At 64.1% G+C, this 16,319-nt stretch carries 14 protein-coding genes; 11 read left to right on the forward strand and 3 right to left on the reverse strand.

From position 1 onward, the window contains the following. Positions 1 to 39: 39 nt before the first annotated feature. Positions 40 to 1,116 (reverse strand): Fic family protein, encoded by a 1,077-nt coding sequence (locus HY896_10770; protein ID MBI5576830.1) that lies wholly within the window; start codon positions 1,114 to 1,116, stop codon positions 40 to 42. A gap of 144 nt (positions 1,117 to 1,260) precedes the next feature. Between HY896_10770 and gdhA the strand changes: the two genes are divergently transcribed. From gdhA to HY896_10785, 3 genes are all read left to right on the forward strand, one after another. Beyond that, positions 1,261 to 2,604: an NADP-specific glutamate dehydrogenase gene (gene gdhA, locus HY896_10775; GenBank protein MBI5576831.1), complete on the forward strand. Its 1,344-nt coding sequence runs from the start codon at positions 1,261 to 1,263 to the stop codon at positions 2,602 to 2,604. Positions 2,605 to 2,722: 118 nt separating this feature from the next. Next, positions 2,723 to 3,055: a DMT family protein gene (locus HY896_10780; protein ID MBI5576832.1), complete on the forward strand. Its 333-nt coding sequence runs from the start codon at positions 2,723 to 2,725 to the stop codon at positions 3,053 to 3,055. Positions 3,056 to 3,101: 46 nt separating this feature from the next. Next, positions 3,102 to 3,734: a CBS domain-containing protein gene (locus HY896_10785; protein ID MBI5576833.1), complete on the forward strand. Its 633-nt coding sequence runs from the start codon at positions 3,102 to 3,104 to the stop codon at positions 3,732 to 3,734. 203 nt (positions 3,735 to 3,937) lie between these two features. Here HY896_10785 and acnA read toward each other — a convergent pair whose 3' ends face one another. Next, positions 3,938 to 6,628, reverse strand: a complete 2,691-nt coding sequence (gene acnA / locus HY896_10790; GenBank protein ID MBI5576834.1) for an aconitate hydratase AcnA — start codon at positions 6,626 to 6,628, stop codon at positions 3,938 to 3,940. Positions 6,629 to 6,681: 53 nt separating this feature from the next. Here acnA and HY896_10795 point away from each other — a divergent pair, with 53 nt between their 5' ends. Further along, on the forward strand, positions 6,682 to 7,287 hold the full coding sequence (locus HY896_10795; GenBank protein MBI5576835.1) for a manganese efflux pump: 606 nt from the start codon (positions 6,682 to 6,684) through the stop codon (positions 7,285 to 7,287). Here the strand turns inward: HY896_10795 and HY896_10800 are convergent. Beyond that, the gene (locus HY896_10800) at positions 7,265 to 7,495 is read right to left on the reverse strand and encodes a hypothetical protein (GenBank protein ID MBI5576836.1); all 231 of its coding nucleotides are present in this window, start codon (positions 7,493 to 7,495) and stop codon (positions 7,265 to 7,267) included. The genes HY896_10795 and HY896_10800 overlap by 23 nt on opposite strands. A gap of 323 nt (positions 7,496 to 7,818) precedes the next feature. On the opposite strand from HY896_10800, the gene HY896_10805 reads away from it, so the two are divergent. From HY896_10805 to glk, 7 genes are all read left to right on the forward strand, one after another. Beyond that, entirely contained in the window at positions 7,819 to 8,802 is a 984-nt protein-coding gene (locus HY896_10805; GenBank protein ID MBI5576837.1) for a TerC family protein, read from the forward strand. Positions 8,803 to 8,865: 63 nt separating this feature from the next. Further along, positions 8,866 to 10,884: a transketolase gene (tkt, locus tag HY896_10810; protein MBI5576838.1), complete on the forward strand. Its 2,019-nt coding sequence runs from the start codon at positions 8,866 to 8,868 to the stop codon at positions 10,882 to 10,884. Positions 10,885 to 10,898: 14 nt separating this feature from the next. Next, positions 10,899 to 12,041 (forward strand): transaldolase, encoded by a 1,143-nt coding sequence (tal, locus tag HY896_10815; protein ID MBI5576839.1) that lies wholly within the window; start codon positions 10,899 to 10,901, stop codon positions 12,039 to 12,041. A 37-nt stretch (positions 12,042 to 12,078) separates the two neighbouring features. After that, positions 12,079 to 12,996 carry a decarboxylating 6-phosphogluconate dehydrogenase gene (gene gnd / locus HY896_10820; protein MBI5576840.1) on the forward strand — a complete coding sequence of 306 codons (918 nt, stop codon included), beginning with the start codon at positions 12,079 to 12,081 and terminating at the stop codon, positions 12,994 to 12,996. A gap of 19 nt (positions 12,997 to 13,015) precedes the next feature. Then, on the forward strand, positions 13,016 to 14,548 hold the full coding sequence (zwf, locus tag HY896_10825; GenBank protein MBI5576841.1) for a glucose-6-phosphate dehydrogenase: 1,533 nt from the start codon (positions 13,016 to 13,018) through the stop codon (positions 14,546 to 14,548). Beyond that, positions 14,533 to 15,339 (forward strand): 6-phosphogluconolactonase, encoded by an 807-nt coding sequence (pgl, locus tag HY896_10830; protein ID MBI5576842.1) that lies wholly within the window; start codon positions 14,533 to 14,535, stop codon positions 15,337 to 15,339. The genes zwf and pgl overlap by 16 nt, the downstream gene beginning before the upstream one ends. Then, positions 15,336 to 16,316: a glucokinase gene (glk, locus tag HY896_10835; GenBank protein MBI5576843.1), complete on the forward strand. Its 981-nt coding sequence runs from the start codon at positions 15,336 to 15,338 to the stop codon at positions 16,314 to 16,316. The genes pgl and glk overlap by 4 nt, the downstream gene beginning before the upstream one ends. Positions 16,317 to 16,319 lie beyond the last annotated feature (3 nt).

The raw sequence follows: 16,319 nt of genomic DNA on the forward strand, positions 1-16,319 counted from the left end.
CCCCGGCTTCCCCCCGAGTTCTTAGGAACGTCCCGGTTCTTAGGTCGGTTCCGCGCGGCGGTACCGCACGGCCCTTCCGGCTCCGGTCCGCGTCAGCAGGTTCAGGGCGACGAGGCGGTTCAGGACCTGTTTCGCGGTTTCCCTCGAAATGCGGAGCTCCCCCGACACCATGCGGTTTGTGATTTCGCGGTGGCGTACCAGCAGCGCCAGGACGCGGGCCTGGTTTCCGGAAAGCCGGCTTTCCGGCGGATGCCCCGCAAGCAGCCCTTTCAACTCCCTCGCCTGCGCCCGCATGGCGTCCAGGAAAGCGGTCAGCCAGGGGCCCATATCGGTCGGAGGCAGGTGCCGCGACGCCTGGCTTTTCCGCAAGGCGAGGTAATACTCCGCCTTCCGTTCCGCGATGGCTTTCTCGAGTGAGGCGTACGGAAGGTAGGAATACCCGCTGCGCAGGAGCAGCAGGTTCGTGAGGAGGCGGCTCGTCCGGCCGTTTCCACCGGCGAACGGGCGGATCGCGAGAAACTCAAGAAGGAACCCGGCGACGACGAATAGCGGATGGAACTTCCCCGCGTTCAGCCGGGCGTTCGTCCAGGCGATCAGGGCGTCCATTTCACGTTCGATCGAGTCCGGCTCCGAGGGCCGCAACGCGATAGATTCCATGCTGCGCCGTGGGAAAAACGCGGAGCGGTCCGGCAAGGTACGGTAGGCCCCCCTGTGCCCCCGGTCGCCGGGCGAATACCGCAGCAGCCCGGTGTGGAATTCCAGCAGAAGCTCCCGGGAAAGCGGCCGTTGCTCCCGGCCGTCGAAGATCGCCTTGAGAATCTGCGCATACCCCGCCGCGGAATAGCGGCGCAGCTCCTCCGCCTGCGCCGGGGTCATCGCAAGCGCCGTCCCGACCCCGCGCCGCGGGAATCCGACCCAGTCGATCCCGATGGAGGCCTTCGCCGACTGCGCGATCGTCCGCTTCCGCAGGCCGGCAAGCCATGAAGGCGGGGGCTGGAATTTCCCCCTCCACCAACCCTTGCTCTCGTCGATTTCGGAGATGCCCGCGAGAAGCGCCGGCCAGGAAGGCGGCAGGACCGATCGGAGCTGGCTGTCGAGCCGTTTTTCCAGTACCAACCCCCGGAAGGTGGAATAATACCCGATTATACCCGATTGTCCCCTCTTGTCTTGACCTTAACGGGAGAACGGGTAGAGTCGGTCCGTGAGAGGCGCCCGGGGCGGCGTCAGTATAGTTGCCTGCGAAAGCAGAGGAGGGGAATCATGGCGTTGACGGAGAGACTCGAGATCATCTTTCAGGACGTCGTCAAGCGGAATCCCGGCGAGGCCGAATTCCACCAGGCGGTGAAGGAAGTGCTCGAATCCCTGGGGCCGGTCCTGGTCAAGTATCCGGAATTCACCGAGGCCAAGATCATCGAGCGGATCTGCGAACCGGAGCGGCAGACCATCTTCCGGGTGCCTTGGCAGGACGACAAGGGCGTGGTGCACATCAACCGCGGCTTCCGCGTCCAGTTCAACAGCGCCCTCGGGCCCTACAAGGGGGGCTTGAGGTTCCACCCGTCCGTCTACCTGGGGATCATCAAATTCCTGGGCTTCGAGCAGATCTTCAAGAATTCCCTGACGGGGCTGCCGATCGGCGGCGCGAAGGGCGGGTCCGACTTCGATCCCAAGGGGAAGTCCGACGGCGAGGTGATGCGGTTCTGCCAGAGCTTCATGACTGAGCTTTGGCGGATTATCGGCGAGCACACCGACGTTCCGGCGGGCGACATCGGCGTGGGGGGCCGTGAAATCGGGTTCCTCTTCGGGCAGTACAAGCGGTTGACGAACAAGTTCGAGGCGGGCGTACTCACGGGGAAGGGGCTCGTGTACGGCGGCAGCCAGGTGCGCACGGAGGCAACCGGCTACGGCTGCACTTACTTCGTGAACGAGATGCTGGCAAGCAAGAAGAACGGGTTCAAGGGGAAGAAGGTCCTCGTCTCCGGATCGGGAAACGTCGCCATCTACACGCTGGAGAAGGTGCACCAGCTCGGCGGGAAGGTCGTCGCGATGAGCGATTCGAACGGCGTGATCCACGACGACAAGGGGATCAACCTCGAAACGATCAAGCAGCTTAAGGAAGTGGAGCGCCGGCGGATCAAGGAGTACTGCGATTACCACAAGGGCTCCCGATACATCCCCAACGGCAACATATGGGACATCCCCTGCGACGTCGCGTTCCCGTCGGCCACCGAGAACGAGATCACCGGGAAGGACGCCAAGAAGCTGGTGAAGAGCGGCTGCATCGCCGTCGGCGAGGGAGCGAACATGCCGACCACTCCCGAAGGGGTGCATGTCTTCATCTCGGCGGGGATCCTCTACGGGCCGGGGAAGGCGGCCAACGCAGGCGGCGTTGCGACCTCGGGGCTCGAAATGCAGCAGAACGCCAGCCGGGAGGCCTGGGGGTTCGAAGAGACGGACATCAAGCTGCAGCAAATCATGCGGAACGTCTACGCGCTCTGCTCTGAGGCGGCGGAGGAGTTCGGAGCGCCCGGGAACTTCGTCGTTGGCGCGAACATTGCCGGCTTCATCAAGGTCGCCCGCGCCATGATCTCGCACGGGATCGTGTAACGGCGGATTTGCAAGCGGAATAAGGGCCGCGTCATCACTGCGCGGCCCTTTCTTTTGTGTCGGGGAGAGCTCCGAACCCGGTGGTAAAATGAAAAGTTAATATTGCCGGGGGGGAGCGATGACCACCATCTCACTTCTGTTCTGCTCCAACATCTTCATGACGTTCGCCTGGTACGGGCACCTGAAGGACATGAACACCAAGCCCTTGATGCTTGCCATCCTGGCGAGCTGGGGGATCGCCTTTTTCGAGTACGTCCTCCAGGTGCCCGCCAACCGCATCGGCTATCAAAGCTTTACCTTGCCGCAGCTCAAGGTGATCCAGGAAGTGATCACGATGATCGTCTTCGCCGGGTTCGTCACGTTCTACATGCGGCAGCCGCTCAAGCTCGACTACCTTTGGGGCGCTCTTTGCCTCGTAGGGGCGGCCTACTTCATGTTCCGGTCGGCGTAGCCCGCGGATATAATGTGCGCAAAGCCCGCATGAAAAGGGGAGTGCCATGCTCGTAGGCAGGCGGATGACGAAGGACCCGAAGACGGTGTCGCCGGAGGACACGCTGGCGCGGGCGGCCGGCATCATGCGGGAACTGAGGATCAACCATCTTCCGGTCGTGGAAGGGGGAAAGCTGGTCGGGATACTGACCGACACCGACCTGCGGAACGTATCACTTACGGGGGAACCGGAGGCAGGCGGGGCCAGACCGCCGGACCGACGCGTGCGCGAGGTGATGAAAACGGATGTCTGGTCGCTCACTCCCGAAGACGCGGTTGAGGACGCCCTGCTCATCATCCGGCGGAAGCGGTTCGGGGCGCTTCCGGTGCTCTCGGGGGACCGGCTTGTCGGCATCATCACCAAGATCGACCTGCTGAACGCCGTGATCGACGTCCTGAACCTGGAGGAAGTGGGGGTGCGGATCGAGGTTTCCTTCCCGCGGAGCATGGACCGGTTCGAGGAGCTTATGTCCTCCCTCGCCGGGATGTCGGTCAAGGTGCGAAGCTGCATCGTTACGCCGGACGAGGATTCGGACAGGATGACCGCGCTCATACGGCTCGACACGATCGAAGGCCAGAAGGTGATCTCCGCCTTGCGCGCAAAAGGGTTCGACGTGCCGGGAAGGGCGGAGCTTTCCTGAATAAGGTTGAGTAATACCCGGAGTTAACCCGCAATTCTCACCACGCTTCTGCTGCGGCGGCGGATACGGGCATGTCTACTGCGTTGCGCTCGGTCGGGCTCCTCGACGTAGTGTCAACTACGCCTGCGGTGCCCTCGGTCGCGACGCCTTGTAGCCATACCCGTCTCCACCGTCTCGCGACGAACCGTGGTGAGAAATGCGGGTTAACCCGCTCCAATAAGTCTACGCAGCACGTATGGCAGGATCCCGCCGTGGAGGTAGTAGCGCACCTCCTCGGGCGTGTCGATGCGTGCGACCGCCGGAAAAGATATTTCCCTTCCATCCAGGCATGCGTGCACCGTCAGCCTTTTCCGCGGAACGAGCTCTACGGCGATCCCCTCGACGGAAAAAAGTTCCTTTCCCGTAAGTCCGAGACGATCCCGGTCGGCCCCGTCCGCGTAGGTGAGCGGAAGTATGCCCATGCCGACGAGATTGCTCCGGTGGATCCTCTCGAAGCTTTCCGCCAGGACCGCCCGTACGCCGAGGAGCATCGGCCCCTTGGCCGCCCAGTCCCGTGAAGAGCCGGAGCCGTACTCCTTTCCGGCGAGCACCAGAAGGGGTACGCCTTCCCGCGCATAGCGCATTGCCGCGTCGTAGATGGTGTCCTTTTCCCCGTTCGGAAGATAAAGGGTCCATCCCCCTTCGGTTCCCGGCGCGAGGAGGTTGCGCAACCGGATATTGGCGAAGGTCCCGCGCATCATCACCTCGTGATTCCCCCGGCGGCTCCCGTAGGAATTGAAATCCTCCTTCCTCACGCCGCGCTCGAGGAGATATCGCCCGGCGGGGCCGTCCACCGCGATGTCGCCGGCCGGGGAGATGTGGTCCGTGGTAACGGAATCGCCGAGGACCGCGAGGACACGCAGCCCCGAAAGGTCTCCCCGGGGCGGGGGGGCGGCAGGCAGGTTCTCGAAGAAGGGGGGATGCTTGACGTATGTCGAGGAATCTTCCCACGCGAAGCAATCCGCCATGGGAACCGGAAGCCCTCTCCACTCCGCGTCTCCCGCGAAGACTTCCCCGTACTCCTTCCTGAACATATCCGAAGCGACGCTCGAACGGACGGTCTCTACGATCTCCGCGGGCGAGGGCCATATCTCCCGCAGGAAGACCGGCGATCCGTTCGGATCGTGTCCCACGGGGTCCCTCGACAAATCGATATCGACGGTCCCCGCGAGAGCGTAGGCTACGACCAACGGAGGAGAGGCGAGGTAGTTCGCGCGGCACAGGGGATGTATCCGCCCCTCGAAGTTCCGGTTTCCGGAAAGGACCGAAGCGACGGAGAGATCCGCCTGGCGGACCGCGTCGGCGACAGGCACGGGAAGCGGCCCGGAATTTCCGATGCAGGTGGTGCAGCCGTATCCCGCCAGGTGGAATCCCAGGGCTTCGAGGTACGGAGTCAGCCCTGCCCGGTCGAGGTACCGGGTTACGACTTTCGATCCCGGGGCGAAGCTGGTCTTGATCCACGGACGGGCACGCAGCCCCCGTTCCACCGCCTTTTTCGCCAGCAGTCCGGCCCCGATCATCACGGACGGGTTGGAGGTGTTTGTGCAGCTCGTGACAGCCGCGATCACCACCGCGCCGTCCGCGAGGTGGAACGATTCGCCGTTATGTTCCACCGGGACCGCTTCCGTCGATGCCTCTTTACCCCAGCCGGCCAGCGCGTTGCGGAACGATTCCCTGACGCCGTCAAGTTGAACACGGTCCTGCGGGCGCTTCGGCCCCGCAAGGCAGGGACGGACGTCGGAAAGGTCGAGCGCCAGCGTGTCCGAAAAGACGGGATCGGGCGTCCGGTCCGTGCGGAACATTCCCTGGAGCTTGCTGTAGTCCTCCACGATCTTCACCTGACCCGCCCGCCGTCCCGTGAACCGCAGGTAGGAAAGCGTCTCGCGGTCCACGGGGAAGAAACCGATCGTCGCCCCGTACTCGGGCGACATGTTCGAGATCGTCGCCCGGTCGGCTACCGAGAGGGATGAGAGACCCGAACCGTAGAACTCCACGAATTTCCCCACGACCCCCTTGGCGCGCAGCATCTGCGTCACGGTCAGGACGAGATCGGTCGCCGTCGCTCCCTCGGGGAGGCGTCCCGAAAGACGGAAGCCCACCACTTCCGGGATCAGCATGGAAACCGGTTGCCCGATCATCGCCGCTTCGGCTTCGATCCCGCCCACTCCCCAGCCGACGACGCCCAATCCGTTGATCATCGGGGTGTGGGAATCCGTGCCGAGAAGAGTGTCGGGGAACGCCTGGTGGACACCCTGCACCTTTGTGCGGAAAACCACCGGAGCCAGGTATTCCAGGTTCACCTGGTGGCATATGCCGGTCCCGGGCGGGACCACGCGAAGATTCCGGAAAGCCTGCTGCCCCCACCGCAGGAAGGCGTACCGTTCGCCGTTACGCTCGTACTCGCGTCCCACGTTGGCGGCGAAGGAGTCGCGCGTGCCGAACCGGTCCACCTGGACGGAATGGTCGATCACCAGGTCCGCCGGCATAAGAGGATTGACCTTTTCCGGATTCCCGCCGAGGTGCAAGGCGGCGTCGCGCATTGCCGCGAGGTCGACCAGCGCCGGCACGCCGGTGAAATCCTGCAGGAGAACGCGGGAAGGGCGGAAGGCTATTTCCCGGTCAGGTACCCTCTCCGGCGACCAGCGTGCAAGGGCCTCTATATCCCCGGCCCGGACGGTCGTCCCGTCTTCCCATCGCAGCAGGTTTTCAAGAAGGATCTTGATGGAAAAAGGCAAGCGGGATACCGGCCCGACGCCGCGTTTTTCGAGTGATTCGAGGCGGAAGATTTCGCATGGGCCCGGCCCTATCTTTCTTCGGGTCCGGCACCCGAAACTGTCTGGATGCTTTCCGGCCATCGAGGGTGCTCCCCGGATTCGGATGGTATAACGAAATGGTACCATGTGGTCGGATGCGCGGACGGCGCATTCGTTTCGCCGCCGGACGCCACGGGGGTGCTTCTGTAGATACGCTCACGCTTCTCGGCATTGCGGCTGGGCTGGCGATGGACGCGCTGGCGGTCGCTATCGCAACGGGAATCGTTCTGGGGAAGGTGTCGGGACGGCAGACGTTCCGCCTTGCCTGGCATTTCGGCCTGTTCCAGTTCATGATGCCGGTGATCGGCTGGCAGGCGGGGCTTTCCGTCGTCCGCTACTTCTCCGGCTACGGCCATTGGATGGCGTTCGGGCTCCTCGCCTTCATCGGAGGGAAAATGATCTACGATGCCTTCCGCGAAAACGGAGAGGAGGATACTCCGTCCGACCCGACGCGGGGAGTTTCCCTCGTCGTGCTTTCGGTTGCCACGAGCGTGGACGCTCTTGCGGCGGGATTGAGCCTTGGGGTGCTGCGCCTCGAGATCTGGTATCCCGCGGTGGTTATTGGGGTGGTCGCCTGCGTTTTCACGGCGGCGGGAATGCATCTCGGAGCGCCGCTGGGACGCAAGTTCGGCCGGAAGATGGAGGTCGCCGGCGGCCTCGTCCTCATCGGGATCGGCATCAGGATCCTTTTCCGGATGTGAACAGCGTGATCTCCCACGAATCCTCCCCCCTGTCGAAGCGGATGATGTACCGGTTTCCGTCCGACGCGGCGATCTTGAAATATTCGTGGTCCTCCCCCCGCCAGCGGTCCAGGACCTCCTCGACTTCGAGCCGCCGCTCCCCCAGGTAGAACGCCCTGGGAGTTTCCCGCGCGGCGTATCCCTCGTAGCAGAGAACGCGTATTTTCATCAGTTCGACGCCTCTCCGATATTTTCGCACGGACAGCCTTGCGGCTTCCCGAAAACGGCTCGCAGGTGTATCATCGCAACGTTTTTGATTTATGCTGCCATGGAGGGCAGCATGTCGTGATGCACAGGGATGTGCGAATGCCGCGGGCGCATGGATGCGCAGGAGCGGCCGGAGGCCATGGATGGCCGGGAGCGACAGCCTGCCATGGAGGGCAGCATGTCGTGATGCACAGGGATGTGCGAATGCCGCGGGCGCATGGATGCGCAGGGGCGGCAACCTGCAAATAGCGGTTTTTGTCCCGGAGGGGTTCGTTGCCGGCGTCGATCGGAACTCCGGTCCTATGGGTCGGGTTCACCCTTTTCGTTCTCGCCTTGCTTGCCGTAGACCTGCTCGTCTTCCACCGGAGGGCGCACGAGGTCCGCCCGAAGGAGGCGCTCGCCTGGACGATAGGCTGGGTTGCGCTTGCACTGTTGTTCAATGCGGCGATCTACCGTTTCTTTGGTCCGGTCCGCGGACTGGAATTCTTCACCGGCTACCTCATAGAACTGTCGCTGTCCGTGGACAACCTGTTCGTCTTCATCCTCATCTTTTCGACTTTCGGCGTTCCTCCCGCCAGTCAGCACAAGGTTCTTTACTGGGGAATTCTGGGCGCCCAGATCATGCGGGCGGTCTTCATCCTCATCGGCACCGCGCTCATCTCCGCGTTCCATTGGGTCCTGTACATCTTCGGCGCGTTCCTCCTCTTCACCGGGGCGAAGATCGTCCTTGGCCACGGCACGGAGATCCACCCGGAGAAGAACCCGGTGCTTAAGCTGTTCGGTAAGTTCATCCCCACCCTTCGCGAATTCCACGACGGAAAGCTCATAGTCAGTATCGACGGGAAACGGTACGCAACGGCCCTGCTCCCGGTTCTCGTCGTGATCGAGGCGAGCGACCTTGTTTTCGCGGTAGATTCGATTCCGGCGATCTTCGGGGTGACGCTCGATCCTTTCATCGTCTACACATCGAACATATTCGCCATCCTTGGATTGAGGGCGCTCTATTTTCTGCTGGCCCACGCGGTAGAAAACTTCCGGTACCTGAAATATGGCGTCGGATTGGTTCTTTTCTTCATAGGGGGGAAACTGTTGTCCAGCGGCTGGTATGATGTTTCGATAAAGGTGTCGTTGGCCGTCGTGGTCGCCCTCCTCGGGGTCTCCGTTCTCGCTTCGCTCCTTTTTCCTCATCGGGAGGAAGGAGCCATTGCCGGACGGGAGGCACGGGACGGGGAAGACGGTGATAAGATGGACCCGCCCCGCGGGAATTGAGGGCAGGGGCTGCCGCATTTAATCAGGTATCGCCATATTCAGCGGAATCAGGAGGCGGAACTCGTGGACCAGGGAACTCTCGCCGCGCGCGCCATCAACGCAATCCGGTTTCTGTCGGTCGATGCCGTCCAGAAAGCGAAGTCGGGGCACCCCGGAACCCCTATGGGACTTGCCCCGCTGTCCTACCTGTTGTGGACCCGCCACCTGCGATATAACCCGAAGAACCCGGACTGGCCGGGACGGGACCGTTTCGTCCTCTCCTGCGGCCACGCATCCATGCTCCTCTATTCACTCCTGCACCTGGCCGGTTTCGACCTTTCCATGGAAGACATCAGGCAGTTCCGGCAATGGGGCGGCAGAACGCCGGGGCATCCGGAAGCGGGGCACACACCCGGCGTCGAAGTGACCACCGGTCCCCTCGGGCAGGGGATCTCCAACGCGGTGGGGATGGCGCTGGCCTCCCGAATGCTCGCGCAGCGGTTCAACCGTCCGGGGTACGAGATCGTTTCCGACCGTATCGTGGCCCTTTGCTCGGACGGCGACCTGATGGAGGGCGTCGCCTCGGAGGCCGCCTCTCTGGCGGGTTTCCACCGGCTGGGCAACCTCACGGCGTTCTACGACGACAACCGGATCACTATCGAGGGATCCACCGACCTGGCGTTCCGCGAGGACGTGGCCGGACGGTTCCGGGCCTACGGCTGGAACGTGCTCTCCGTGGCAGACGGGGACGAGGACCTCGAAGGCATGTCGCGGGCGATCGAGGCGGCGTTTGCGGAGCGGGAAAAGCCCACACTCGTGATCGTGCGCACGCACATTGCGTTCGGAAGCCCCAACAAGCAGGACACTGCGGACGCCCACGGCAGCCCCCTGGGGGATGCGGAGATCGCCCTGACGAAGGAAGCGCTGGGGTGGCCGAAAGAACCGGTGTTCCACGTCCCGGAGGACGTTCTCGCCCATTTCCGGGAAGCGGTCCCCCGGGGCGAACGGTTGGAGCGGGAATGGCGGGTGAAGATGGCGGAGTACATGCGCGCCTTTCCCGATCTTGCGATGGAGTGGGAGAGGCGGAACTGGGGCGACCTGCCCGAAGGATGGGAGGTAGGGCTGCCGGCCTTCCCGCCGGATCCTGGAGGGATGGCCACCCGGAGCGCGTCGCACAAGGTTATCAACGCCATCGCCCCCCGGATCCCCGAGCTGGCCGGCGGATCGGCGGACCTCGCCCCTTCGACGAATACACTCATTACGGCGGGAGGGGATTTCCTCCCGGACGCTCCGCCGGGGGGCCGCAACTTCCACTTCGGCGTTCGCGAGCACGGGATGGGAGCGATCCTGAACGGGATCGCGCGCCACGGCGGGGTCATCCCGTACGGGGCGACCTTCCTCATCTTCTCCGATTACATGCGGCCTTCCATCCGGCTGGCCGCCCTTATGGGAATCCGTGTGATCTACGTGTTCACTCACGATTCCATCGGGCTGGGCGAAGACGGCCCGACCCATCAGCCGGTCGAACACATCGCCTCCCTGCGGGCGATGCCGAACCTTTACGTGATCCGGCCGGCCGACGCCAACGAGACCGCGGCGGCCTGGAGGATGGCGCTGGAGAGGACGGGGGGGCCGAGCGCGATCGTCCTGACCCGCCAGAAGGTGCCGGTCCTTCCGCCGGAGGCTGTTTTCCGCGGCGGCAACGTATACAGGGGCGCCTACATCTATGAAGAAGGCGCCGGGGGGAGCCCGAAGGCGATCCTGATCGCTTCGGGATCGGAGGTGCACGTGGCGCTCGGCGCGAAGAAGCTTCTCGAAGCCGGCGGGATTACGGCGCGCGTGGTCAGCTTCCCGTGCCGGGAACGGTTCGAGGAGCAGACCGAAGAATACAGGAACCTGGTGATCCCCCCTTCCATCCGCGCCCGCGTATCCGTGGAAGCGGGGAGCACCTTCGGGTGGGAAAAGTACGTCGGCGAGGAGGGAGCGTCCGTGGGAATCGACCGGTTCGGAGCCTCCGCGCCGGGAGATCGCCTGTTCCGGGAGTACGGAATCACCGCTGAGGCCGTAGCTGAACGGGTGAAGGCGCTTCTCCAGGAAACCTGAGGGAGGAAAACATCATGCAGGGGAAGAGGAATCCGCTGGTGGAGCTCGGGAAAACGGGGCAGAGCCCGTGGCTCGATTACATCCACCGGGGTCTCATCGGATCGGGGGAGCTGGCAAGGCTCGTAACGGAAGACGGCATCAAGGGAGTCACGTCGAACCCTACGATCTTCGAGAAGGCGATTTCCGGGGGGCACGATTACGACGACCAGATCCGGGCACTCGCCTCATCCGGCAGAAGCGTCCACGAAGTGTACGACGAAATCGCGACTGAAGACATCCGCAGGGCGGCGGATGTATTGCGGCCCGTGTACATATCGACCGAAGGAACCGACGGATTCGTCTCGCTGGAGGTCGACCCGGACCTGGCGTACGACACCAAAAAAACCGTCCGGCGCGCGGAGGAGCTCTTCCGGAAGGTTTCCCGGCCGAACGTCCTGATCAAGATCCCGGCGACGCGGGAAGGATTGCCCGCCATCGAGCAGACGATCGCTTCCGGCATTCCGGTCAATGTGACGCTCATCTTCTCCGTATTGCGGTACGAAGAAGTCGTCGAGGCGTATATCCGGGGGATCGAGCGCCTGGTGGCCGCGGGGGGCGATCCATCCTCGGTCGCCTCGGTGGCGTCCTTTTTCGTGTCGCGCGTGGACACCGCCGTCGACAAACTTCTCGAGGGGATCATCCCGCGCTATCCCGGATCGCCGAAGGCGGAAACCGCTGCTGCCCTTCTCGGCAAGGTGGCGGTCGCGAACGCGCGCCTGGCGTATGCCCGGTTCCGCGACATATTCTCCGCGCCGTGGTGGCGCGAGCTGGCGGAAAAGGGAGCGAGGCCGCAGCGCCCGCTCTGGGCGAGCACGGGGACGAAGAATCCGAAGTTTTCGGACGTGAAATACGTTGAGGAGCTGATCGGTCCGGACACCGTCAACACGATGCCCCCCCAAACCATGGACGCTTTCCGCGATCACGGGGTCGTCGGCGACACGCTTTCCGCCATGGAGGGAGAGGCCGCGGAGGTCCTGCGCGAGCTGGGGCTGCTCGACATAGGCATCGAGGAGATCTGCGAAAAGTTGACGAAGGACGGCGTGAACAGCTTTTCTGAATCCTTCTGCAAGCTGCTCGGGGCCATCGAGCGGAGGCTTGCGGAGGCGAGCCCCGCGTAACCGGCGAGCCGGCGGCGGCGCCGGAAGGGAGAGCGCCATGCGGATCGGGATGGTCGGCCTGGGGAAGATGGGAAGGAACATGGCCCTCCGCCTGATTCGCGGCGGTCACGAAATCGTGGCGTTCGACCGTTCCGCCGAGGCGGTACGGGAAGCATCCCGGGAAGGCGCCATCCCCGCGGCTACGCTTGCCGAAACCGCCGCGAAACTGTCCCCCCCCAGGATCGTATGGCTGATGGTGCCCGCAGGAAATCCGGTGGATGAATGCGTGGATATATTGGCCGCGCTCCTTTCGAAGGGTGACGTCGTCGTCGACGGCGGCAATTCGCTTTACAAGGATGCCCCGGGACGCGCGGAGCGGCTCGGGAACCGCGGGATCCGGTTCCTGGACTCGGGAACGAGCGGCGGGATTTGGGGACTGTCGGAAGGGTACTGCCTGATGGTCGGCGGGGACCGGGACGCGTTCGATCTCCTGTCCCCGGTGTTCACCACGCTTGCGCCGCCCGGCGGGTTCGCATACATGGGGCCGCACGGCGCCGGGCATTTCGTGAAAATGGTCCACAACGGGATCGAGTACGGGATGATGCAGGCGTACGGGGAGGGGTTCGAGCTCCTGTCGACAGCCCCCTTCCCTCTCGATCTTCCGTCGATAGCCGCCCTCTGGAGCCATGGGAGCGTCGTGCGCTCGTGGCTGCTGGAGCTTGCCGCCGCCGCGCTGGAGCGTAACCCCGATCTTTCCGGGATTTCACCGTACGTGGAAGATTCGGGGGAAGGCCGCTGGACCGTGGAACGCTCGATCGAAGCGGGCGTGCCGCTCCCCGCGATCTCCCTCTCGCTGTACATGCGATTCCTCTCAAGGCAGGAGAATTCCTTCGCGATGCGGATGATGGCGGCCCTGCGCAACGAGTTCGGCGGGCACGGCGTCAAGGCATCCGTCCCGGAGCGGGAGAAGGGATAGTCCGGTGTCGGCGGAACCGATCGCTGCCTTGGCGGGGCCGCACGCGGCTGCCGGTATCGAGCCTCCCCCTCCGGGCCTGCTCGTCATCTTCGGTGCGTCGGGAGACCTCACGAGCCGCCTCCTGGTCCCTGACCTCTACGGGCTTTTCCTTGAAGGGCTGCTTCCCGAACGTTTCTCCGTGCTGGGGGTTTCGAGGTCCGCTTACACGGACGATTCGTTCCGGGCGCGCTTGTTGGACTCCGTGCGGGAGAAGGGAGAGGGGGGCTTCGACGGCTCCGAGTGGGACGAATTCGCCGCCGGAATCCGCTACCATACGGCTGACCTCGAGGACCCCGGAAGCTACCCGGCCCTGCAGGAGCGGATCCGGTCGCTGTGCGCGGAACGGGGGATCCCGGGGAACATCATCTTCTACGCCGCCGTCGCTCCGAAGCATTACGTTTCGCTGATCCGAAGGATGGGGGACGCAATGCTGGCATATCCCTCGGAGCAACTCCCCGGCTACCGCCGCGTCGTCGTGGAGAAGCCGTTCGGGCGCGACCTCGAAAGCGCCCGGGCCCTCAACCGCGAGATCCTTTCCGTCTTCCCCGACGGGCAGGTCTACAGGATCGACCACTTCCTGGGCAAGGAAACGGTCCAGAACCTGTTCGTCTTCCGTTTCGCCAACGGGATCTTCGAGCCGCTGTGGAACCGCAACTACATCGACAACGTCCAGATCACCGTCGCCGAGTCGATCGGTGTGGAGGGGCGTGGGGACTATTACGACGAGGCGGGTGCGGTTCGCGACATGATCCAGAACCACCTGCTCCAGCTCATGGCCCTGGTGGCCATGGAGCCGCCGAGCTCGATCGCGGGAGACGACCTGAGGGGGGAAAAGCTCAAACTCCTGAAATCGATCCGGCACGTGCCTGAGGAACGCGTCGGCGAGGTGTGCGTCCGCGGCCAATATAAGGAGGGAAGGATCGACGGCAGGGAGGTGCCCGCATACCGCACGGAAAAACGCGTCTCCCCCGGATCATTCACCGAAACGTATGCAGCGATGAAGCTCACGGTCGACAACTGGCGATGGGCCGGCGTACCCTTCTATCTTCGGACGGGGAAGCGGATGGCGAGGAAGATCTCCGAAATCGCGATCCAGTTCCACCCGGCCCCTTCGCAGCTGTTCAAGGACACGGCGTGCGGCCAGCTCGAATCGAATCTGCTCGTCATCAATATCCAGCCCGAGGAAGGGATATTCCTGCGCTTCGGCGCGAAGGAGCCGGGACCGGGCGTGTGCGTGCGTCCCGTCGATTTCCATTTCACTTACAAGGAGGCGTTCGGCGCGAGAAGCACTCCCGCCTACGGGAGGCTTCTGTTGGATGTGATGCACGGCGATCCGACGCTTTTCCCGAGAGAGGAGGATGTGGAGGCATCCTGGGCGCTGCTCGAACCGTTCCTGAAGCGCTGGAAGGGAGAACCGGAGCGGGAGCTTCATTATTATTCCGCCGGGAGCTGGGGGCCGGCGGAAGCGGATGCGCTCCTGGAAGGAGGAAGGGACAGATGGCGCCGGCCTTGAGCACCGACGAGGGAAGTCCCGCAGGCAGGCTCTTCGTGGTTCCCTCCGCGGAGGAACTGGCGCGCGCCGCCGCGGGCCGGTTGTGGGGGATCGTCCGGGACCGGGCGGCGTCCCTGTCGCGCCCAGGCAGCACGACCTCACGCATCCGCGTGGCCCTCTCGGGCGGAAAGACGCCGCGGCGCACGTATGAGATCCTGTCCACGGAGCCGTACCGTTCCCGATTTCCCTGGGAACTCGTCCGCTTCTTCCAGGTGGACGAGCGCTGGGTCCCGCCGGAAGACCCGCACAGCAACCAAAGGTTGCTGCGCGAAACGATACTTTCCCGGGCTCCGGTTCCGCCGGGGCATTTCGTCTTCGTCGATACCGGGCTTGGGGAGCCGGAAGAAGGGGCTCGCAGGTACGAGGAGACGCTAAGGGCCGAGTTTCCGGATCCTCCCGGCGGATTTCCGCGCTTCGACGCGGTGCTCCTGGGGATCGGCGAGGACGGCCATACCGCGTCCCTGTTCCCGGGCGCTCCGGCCGGGGAAGGGAATGCGTGGGTCATCCCGACGGCGGCCGCCGGGGATCCGCTTGTGAGGCGCGTGACGTTGACGCTGCCTGCGATCGACGCCGCCGCGCAGGCGATCTTCATCGCGAGCGGGAAGGAGAAGGCTCGGGCGCTGCGAAGCGTTCTGTCGGGAGATCCGAAGCTTCCCGCGGCGCAGGTAAACCTGAAGCGCGGGACGGTCACTTTCCTGGCCGACGCCGACGCGGCGGGGCTCGTACGGAAGCGTGAGGGAGGAAAGGGATGATACTGGCGGGCGACGTGGGGGGGACGAAGACCAACCTGATGCTGTTCGATTACCGCGACGGCACGATGGCCCGGGGGGAGTCCCGCTCCTTCCGCAGCGGAGATTTTTCCACGCTGGAGTCGATTCTCGGTGAATTTCCCGGAGGCAGGCATCACGTGGAACTCGTTTGCGTCGGAGTGGCCGGCCCCGTGCGCGGGGGACGAAGCAAGCTGACCAACCTGACATGGGCTGTGGAGGAGGAGTCGATCCGGCGGGCATGCGGAGCGAAGCGGGCTTTCGTCATCAACGACCTTCAGGCCACGTCCTTTTCGGTGCCGTTCCTTCCGCCGGAACTGTTCGCGGTATTGCAGGACGGGAAAGCCGAGCCGGAGGGGACGGTCGCGGTGGCGGCCGCGGGCACGGGGTTGGGCGTGGGGTTCCTCGTACGTTCCGGAAAGGGATACCTTCCGTTTGCATCGGAGGGCGGCCACGGCGGTTTCGCGCCCCGGGACGTCCGCGAAGAGAAGCTGCTCGCGTATCTGAAATCAAGGCACGGGCGCGTCAGCGTGGAACGCGTGGTCTCCGGCCCGGGTCTCCATGCGCTTTACCTCTTCCTTCGGGAAACCGGAAGGGCATCCGAGCTCCCGGAAGTCGACACGCGGCTTCTCGGCGAGGATCCCCCCCGGGTGATCGCCGAGGAGGGGTTGTCGGGACGGTCGTCGATATGCCTCGAGGCGCTTCGATTTTTCGCATCGCTCTACGGATCGGTAGCAGGCGACCTCGCGCTGAATTTTTTCGCGACCGGCGGCCTGGTTCTGGGAGGCGGGATCGCGCCCGCCATCCTGCCGGTACTTTCGGAGGGATGGTTCCTGGAGTCGTTTTCCGACAAGGGACGCTTCCGCGAATTTCTTTCGGACGTTCCGGTGCGGGTGATCCTGGACGACAAGGCGGCGCTCCTGGGGGCGGCGCGCTACGCGCTTGCGGCGGCGGGTGCATGATCG

Source organism: Deltaproteobacteria bacterium, assembly GCA_016218975.1.
Taxonomy (GTDB): domain Bacteria; phylum Desulfobacterota; class Deferrimicrobia; order Deferrimicrobiales; family Deferrimicrobiaceae; genus JAENIX01.

Coding starts and splice junctions, on each gene's coding strand:
- gdhA (MBI5576831.1), top strand. CDS start 1,261: ATGGCGTTGACGGAGAGACTCGAGATCATCTTTCAGGACGTCGTCAAG.
- HY896_10780 (MBI5576832.1), top strand. CDS start 2,723: ATGACCACCATCTCACTTCTGTTCTGCTCCAACATCTTCATGACGTTC.
- HY896_10785 (MBI5576833.1), top strand. CDS start 3,102: ATGCTCGTAGGCAGGCGGATGACGAAGGACCCGAAGACGGTGTCGCCG.
- acnA (MBI5576834.1), bottom strand. CDS start 6,628: ATGGCCGGAAAGCATCCAGACAGTTTCGGGTGCCGGACCCGAAGAAAG.
- HY896_10795 (MBI5576835.1), top strand. CDS start 6,682: ATGCGCGGACGGCGCATTCGTTTCGCCGCCGGACGCCACGGGGGTGCT.
- HY896_10800 (MBI5576836.1), bottom strand. CDS start 7,495: ATGAAAATACGCGTTCTCTGCTACGAGGGATACGCCGCGCGGGAAACT.
- tal (MBI5576839.1), top strand. CDS start 10,899: ATGCAGGGGAAGAGGAATCCGCTGGTGGAGCTCGGGAAAACGGGGCAG.
- gnd (MBI5576840.1), top strand. CDS start 12,079: ATGCGGATCGGGATGGTCGGCCTGGGGAAGATGGGAAGGAACATGGCC.
- pgl (MBI5576842.1), top strand. CDS start 14,533: ATGGCGCCGGCCTTGAGCACCGACGAGGGAAGTCCCGCAGGCAGGCTC.
- glk (MBI5576843.1), top strand. CDS start 15,336: ATGATACTGGCGGGCGACGTGGGGGGGACGAAGACCAACCTGATGCTG.